Source organism: Gaiella sp. (assembly GCF_035710885.1).
In the GTDB taxonomy this organism is placed as follows: Bacteria; Actinomycetota; Thermoleophilia; order Gaiellales; family Gaiellaceae; genus Gaiella.
Genome location: NZ_DASTCS010000019.1, coordinates 36756 through 43051, shown reverse-complemented (window position 1 = coordinate 43051; position 6296 = coordinate 36756). Strand labels below are relative to the sequence as shown.

The window sequence follows — 6296 nt, the reverse complement described above, 5'->3', positions numbered from 1 at the left end:
CCACGCGCGGCGCCCCGGAGGTCGTGACCGGTTCGGCGACGCAGCTCGGGCCGACGTCCGCCACCCTCGGCGGGAGCGTCGACCCGAACGGCCGCTCGACCGGCTGGTGGATCGAGTACGGGACGACGACGCGCTACGGCGCGCGCACCGACACGCGGTCGGCCGGCTCGGGGGCGAGCCCCGTCGCGGTCTCCCTCCGCGTCGGTGGGCTGCGCCCGGGCGTGACCTACCACTTCCGCGTCGTCGGCTCCAGCGACCTCGGGACGACGCGTGGCTCCGACCGGTCGTTCCGCACCGACCGGGCGCCGTCCGTCTCGACGGGCGGTGCCGACACGATCACGGTCTCGTCCGCGCGCGTCAACGGGGCCGTCGACCCGCAGGGCAGGGGCACGGTCGCCTGGTTCGAGTACGGCACGACGGCCGCGCTGGGAAGCCGGACAGGGGAGATCGACGCCGGCTTCGCGACCCGCGCCACCAGGCACTACGCGCAGCTCACCGGCCTCCAGCCGGGGACGCGCTACCACTACCGCGTCGTCGCGAGAAGCGACGCCGGCACGACCGCCGGTGCGACGCGGGCTTTCACGACGAGCGCCGGCCCGCTCGTCGTCACCGGGGCGCCCCGGCCCTCCGGGCTGTCGGTCGTCCTGACCGGGAGCGTCGACCCGGTCGGGCGGTCGACGAGCTGGTGGTTCGAGCTCGGTCCGACGACGTCGTACGGCATGACGACCGTGGTTCGAAGCGCCGGGGCAGGCCGCGGCGCAGTCGCGGTCTCGGAGCCCGTCGCCGGTCTCGCCGCGGGCACGGAGTACCACGCCCGGCTCGTCGCGCGAAGCTCGGCCGGCACGACGCGCGGTACAGACGTGGTCTTCCGCACGTCCGGCGTCCCGGTCGTCGGCAGCGCCGCCGTGTCGGCGATCTCCCTCCACCGCGCGCGGATCACGGCGGACATCGGCACGAGCGGGCTCGAGACGCGGGCCTGGGTCGAGGTGACCCGGCGCGGCGTGCTCGTCTCTCGCACCGCCGAGACACTCGTTCCGGCAAACGCGAGCACGCGCCGCATTCCCTTCCGGATCGCGGGTCTCGGGCCGGGGGCCCGCTACACCTTCCGCATCGTCGCCGTCAACGGCGTCGGTACGGCGACCGGGGCGACGGCCTCCTTCGGGACGGCCGCCCGCCCGCGCGACGAGCGCGGCCGGCTCCTCCGCTGCACGATCGTCGGCACGAACGGCCCCGACCGCCTCGTGGGGACTCGGCGGCGGGACGTGATCTGCGGGCTCGGCGGGGCCGACGTGCTCGTCGGGCGGGCGGGTGAGGACGTCCTCGTCGGGGGGCCTGGCGCCGACTACCTCCTACCGGGTACGGGTCGCGACAGGGTCGTCGCGGGGCCGGGCAACGACTTCGTGGTCGCCCGCGACGCCAGGACGGACATGATCTTCGGCGGCCTCGGCTTCGACCGCGCCCGCTCCGACCGCCGTCTCGACTTCACGCAGTCCGCCACGCGGGTTCGCTAGCACCTCGACAAGGCGGTGTCGGCCCTGCGCCGTCCAGGCGGGGTGTCCTGGTGCCGGGCACGTCGACATGTCCGGACGGGCCGGTCGGCTCCCGCCTTCCCTGCGAGTAGCATCAGACCCGTGGCAGTCGCCGCCGACCACCTCGAGCGCTTGCGGATCGGGGGCCTCGCGGAGCACGACCCCGAGATCGCGGCCCTGATCGGTCGGGAGGCCGAGCGCCAGCGGGGCCAGATCGAGCTGATCGCCTCCGAGAACTTCACGTGGCCCGCCGTGCTGGAGGCGACGGGCTCGGTGCTCACGAACAAGTACGCGGAGGGGTACCCGGGCCGGCGGTACTACGGTGGCTGCGAGGTCGTCGACGAGGTCGAGCAGCTCGCGATCGACCGCGCGAAGTCGCTGTTCGGTGCCGAGCACGCCAACGTCCAGCCCCACGCGGGGGCGCAGGCGAACATGGCCGTGTACCTCGGGCTCCTCCAGCCGGGGGACACCGTCCTCTCGCTGCGGCTCGACCACGGCGGGCACCTGACCCACGGGCTCAAGGTCAACTTCTCCGGGCGGCTCTACACGATCGTCCACTACGGCGTCTCGCGCGAGACCGGCGTCGTCGACGAGGCGGAGGTGACGGCGCTCGCCCGCGAGCATCGGCCGAAGATCGTCATCTGCGGCGGCTCCGCCTACCCGCGCACGGTCGACACGGCGATGTTCCGCCGCGTGGCCGACGAGGTCGGCGCCCTCCTCTGGTGCGACATGGCCCACTTCGCGGGCCTCGTCGCCGCCGGGCTGCACCCCAACCCGGTCGAGGACTGCGACGTCGTGACGTCCACGACGCACAAGACGCTCGCGGGCCCCCGCGCCGGGCTCGTCCTCTGCCGCGAGGAGCACGCGCAGGCGATCGACCGCGCGGTGTTCCCCGGGATGCAGGGCGGTCCGCTCGAGCACGTGATCGCGGCCAAGGCGACCTGCTTCAGGATCGCCGCGACGGAAGGCTTCCGCGCGTACCAGCACCAGGTGCGCGTCAACGCCGACGCGCTCGCGGAGACCCTGCTCGCCGGTGGCGTGGACCTGCTGACCGGCGGGACCGACACGCACCTGCTGCAGCTCGACCTGCGGTCGACGGAGTGGTCGGGGAAGGACGCCGAGGAGCGTCTCGACGAGGTCGGCCTGACGACGAACCGGAACACGGTCCCCTTCGACGAGCGGCCCCCGACGATCGCCTCCGGCGTGCGGGTCGGCACGCAGGCCGCGACGATGCGCGGCTTCGACGACGAGGACTTCCGCGAGGTGGGGAGGATCGTCGTCGACGCGCTCGCCGCCGACGCGGAGCCGGGCGCGCTCGCCGCGCGGACGGCGGCCCTGTGCGAGCGGCGCCCGCTCTATCCCGGGTTCCGCGGGTACCCGGCCTACCTCACGGACGCCTGAGTGACCGGCACCGAGACCGAGATCGAGCTCGGAACCGTCACCGAGGTGACGCATCCCCTCGTCCAGCACAAGCTGGGGCTCCTCCGCGACGTCACGACCACGACGCAGATGTTCCGCCAGCTCGTGAACGAGCTGACGCTCCTCCTCACCTACGAGGCGACGAAGGGCCTCGCCGACGAGGCGGTCGAGATCGAGACGCCCCTCGAGCGCATGACCGCGCGGCGGATCTCCGGGAAGAAGGTCGCCGTCTGTCCGATCCTGCGGGCCGGGATCGGGATGCTCGACGCGGTCCTGTCCCTCGTCCCGGGCGCGCGAGTCGGCTTCATCGGCCTGTACCGGAACGAGGAGACGCTCCAGCCCGTCGAGTACTACGTGAAGCTTCCGGGCGACATCGCCGACCGCGACGTGATCCTGCTCGACCCGATGCTGGCGACCGGCAACTCCACGGCGGCCGCGGTCGAGACCGTGAAGCGGGCCGGCGCCACCTCGGTCCGGCTGATCGCCCTGATCGCGGCCCCGGAGGGGATCGAGCGGATCCACCGCGACCACCCCGACGTCTCGATCGTCGTCGCCGCGGTCGACCGCGCCCTCAACGAGCAGGGCTTCATCGTCCCGGGCCTCGGCGACGCAGGCGATCGCCTGTACGGCACGAAGTAGGGCGGGGTGCCTGGGACACGCTGCCGGGGGACAGACGTCTGATGTTCCACGACCTTCGAGCCAACCCGGAGGTCCTCTGGGGCGCGCTGATCGCCTTCGGGGTCGTCGTGCTGCTGACACCCGCCGTCGGCGGCATGGCCCGCCTGCTCGGCGTCGTCGACGAGCCGGGCACCAGGCGCCTGAACAAGCGGCCGATCCCGCGCCTGGGAGGGCTCGCGATCTTCCTGGGGATCCTCGTCCCGTCCCTCGCGTTCCTCGACCTCTCCGGCGAGATGCGCGGGATCGTGCTCGGAGCGGCCGTCGCGTGCGTCGTCGGCGCGATCGACGACTTCCGCGGCCTCGAGCCGCTTCCCAAGCTCGCGGGTCAGGTGGCGGCGGCGGCCATCCCATGCGCGTTCGGCGTCTGGATCGACCACTTCACGTTCCCGTTCCTCGGTGTCGTGGACCTGCCGGCGTGGGTCGGGATGCCGCTCACCGTCGTCTGGATCGTCGCCGTCATGAACATGGTCAACTTCCTCGACGGGATGGACGGGCTCGCCTCCGGCGTCTGCGCGATCGCCGGCCTGACCTTCGCGACCCTCGCGCTCTCGCTCGGGAAGATCGACGCGGCGGTCCTCTCGGCGGTCGTCGCGGGCGCGTGCATCGGGTTCCTGCGCCACAACTTCTTCCCCGCGCGCATCTTCATGGGCGACTCCGGCGCGCTCGTCCTGGGGTTCACGCTGGCGACGGTCTCGGTGGCGGGGCTCCTGAAGACCGCGTCGACGGTCGTGCTCGTCCTGCCGCTGCTCGTGCTCGCGGTGCCGATCATCGACACGTCGTTCGTCGTCGCCAAGCGGCTCAAGTACGGGCGGCCGATCTCCTCGCCGGACCGTTCGCACCTGCACCACCGGTTCATGGCGATCGGGTTCTCGCAGCGGCGTGCCGCAGCGACGATGTGGGCGTGGACCGCGAGCCTCGGCGCGGCCGCGCTCGCGACCCGGTTCATCCCCTTCCGTGCCGGAGGCGAGTGGCATCCCTGGGAGACGCTCGCAGTCGTCGCGATCGCGCTCGCGGCGATCGCGTTCTCGCTGTACGTCGTCTACCTGCTCGAGATCGTGAAGCTGGCGAACCCGCGGGTGCGCCGACGGCGGTCGCAGGCCGCGGAAGAGGAGAGGCTGAGCGCGTGACCGCGCTCCGCGGCGGCACCGTCACGTTCGTCTTCACCGACATCGAGGGCTCGACGAAGCTCCTCGAGCGGCTCGGCGAGCGCTACGCGGGTGCCCTGGCCGAGCACCGGCGCCTGATCCGCGAGGCGTTCGCCGCACGAGGTGGCCAGGAGATCGACACCCAGGGCGACGCGTTCTTCTACTGCTTCGAGCGGGCACGCGACGCCGTCGCCGCGGCCGTCTCCGGCCAGCGCGCGCTCGCCTCGCACGAGTGGCCCGAGGGGACCGCCCTGCGGGTCCGGATGAGCCTCCACACCGGCGAGCCGATCGTGGGGGAGGAGGGGTACGTCGGGATCGACGTGCACCGCGCGGCTCGGATCTGCTCGGCGGGACACGGCGGACAGGTGCTGCTCTCCGCGACGACGGCCGCCCTCGTCTCCGGGGCGATGCCGGAGGGCGTCTCGAAGCTCGATCTCGGCGAGGTGCGCCTCAAGGACATGGAGGAGCCCGAGCACGTCACCCAGCTCCTGATCGACGGCCTCCCGCAGAGCTTCCCGCCGCTCCGCGTCGAAGAGGAGGAGCCGATGGACTTCGGCGAGCGGCTCGCCCGGAAGATCACGGCGGACGTCGAGCGGCAGATCGAGGCAAGCCTGACGGGGGGCACGCACGTGGGCGAGGGGCGCAAGGCCGGCACGGCCCTGACCGGCCTCGCGCTGGTGGGCCTCGTCGGGCTCGTGCTGCTCGTCGCCGCGGTCGTGGCGATCGTCCTGCTCCTCCTGGCCCTGCTGTAGGGCCCACCGGGCCCCGCGAGCTCAGTCGGTTCCGCGAGCTTTCTCGGCGCGACCGACGAAGTCGAGCAGCGCCCCGGTGAAGGCGGGGTCGAGCTGGGGGTTGTGTCCGTGGCCGGGGACGACGACCCTCTCGGCGCGGAGCTCGCGCTCGAGGACGTCGCAGATCGCCTCGAACGCCGGGTGGTGGTCACCCGAGACGACGAGCGTCGGGAGGTCGAGCGCGGCGAGCTCCTCGAGCGGGATCTCCGCCTCCCATGGGCCTCGCTCGACTGCCAGCGCCCGCGCGCCCTGCTCGAGCGCGGGCGGGAGCGGGGTGGGCGGATCGAAGTCCGAGCCGACGGCCCCGAGGAACGTACGCAGGAACGTCTCCGGTTCGAGGTGTGCGCCGCTCGCGTAGAGCTCGGCTCCAGCGCGGGCGAACGCGGCCACCCCGGGGACGTCGAGCGCGACACGCGTGCAGGGCGGCTCGATCACGGTCAACGACCCGAGCCGCTCCCCGACCGTCGCCGCCGCGAGCAGGGCGATCACGCCTCCGTAGGAGTGACCGACGAGGTGATCCCCCGCGACGACGCGCTCCGCGACCCACTCGGCGTGCCGCTCGAAGTCGACCTCCTCGACGGGGCCCGGTGGGAAACCGGGCCGCTCGAGCACGACCAGCCGGGCCTCACAGGTGATCGATCGCCGTTGCTCTCGCCATGTCGGGCGGCCTCCGACGACGCTTCCGTGGACGAGGACGAGCCTCGGAGCACCGGCCGAAGGCATGTGACGAACCT

At 72.9% G+C, this 6296-nt stretch carries 5 protein-coding genes and 1 pseudogene; 5 read left to right on the top strand and 1 reads right to left on the bottom strand.

The features are described from left to right. From VFO26_RS04350 to VFO26_RS04330, 5 genes and pseudogenes are all read left to right on the top strand, one after another. Positions 1-1511, top strand: a pseudogene (locus VFO26_RS04350) (hypothetical protein); the annotation flags it as partial. Between the two features lie 120 nt (positions 1512-1631). Continuing rightward, complete coding sequence (gene glyA, locus VFO26_RS04345; protein ID WP_325113661.1) at positions 1632-2930, top strand: serine hydroxymethyltransferase; 1299 nt, start codon at positions 1632-1634, stop codon at positions 2928-2930. Further along, positions 2931-3587 carry a uracil phosphoribosyltransferase gene (gene upp / locus VFO26_RS04340; RefSeq protein ID WP_325113660.1) on the top strand — a complete coding sequence of 219 codons (657 nt, stop codon included), beginning with the start codon at positions 2931-2933 and terminating at the stop codon, positions 3585-3587. Between the two features lie 41 nt (positions 3588-3628). Then, positions 3629-4753 carry an MraY family glycosyltransferase gene (locus tag VFO26_RS04335; RefSeq protein ID WP_325113659.1) on the top strand — a complete coding sequence of 375 codons (1125 nt, stop codon included), beginning with the start codon at positions 3629-3631 and terminating at the stop codon, positions 4751-4753. Then, positions 4750-5523 carry an adenylate/guanylate cyclase domain-containing protein gene (locus VFO26_RS04330; protein WP_325113658.1) on the top strand — a complete coding sequence of 258 codons (774 nt, stop codon included), beginning with the start codon at positions 4750-4752 and terminating at the stop codon, positions 5521-5523. Before VFO26_RS04335 ends, VFO26_RS04330 begins: the two co-directional genes overlap by 4 nt. A gap of 21 nt (positions 5524-5544) precedes the next feature. Here the strand turns inward: VFO26_RS04330 and VFO26_RS04325 are convergent, their stop codons facing one another. Continuing rightward, the gene (locus VFO26_RS04325; protein ID WP_325113657.1) at positions 5545-6285 is read right to left on the bottom strand and encodes an alpha/beta hydrolase; all 741 of its coding nucleotides are present in this window, start codon (positions 6283-6285) and stop codon (positions 5545-5547) included. Between the last annotated feature and the right edge of the window lie 11 nt (positions 6286-6296).

Bases quoted from the DNA above. Each gene is read 5' to 3' on its own strand.
- VFO26_RS04335 (WP_325113659.1), top strand. From the start codon at position 3,629: ATGTTCCACGACCTTCGAGCCAACCCGGAGGTCCTCTGGGGCGCGCTG.
- VFO26_RS04325 (WP_325113657.1), bottom strand. From the start codon at position 6,285: ATGCCTTCGGCCGGTGCTCCGAGGCTCGTCCTCGTCCACGGAAGCGTC.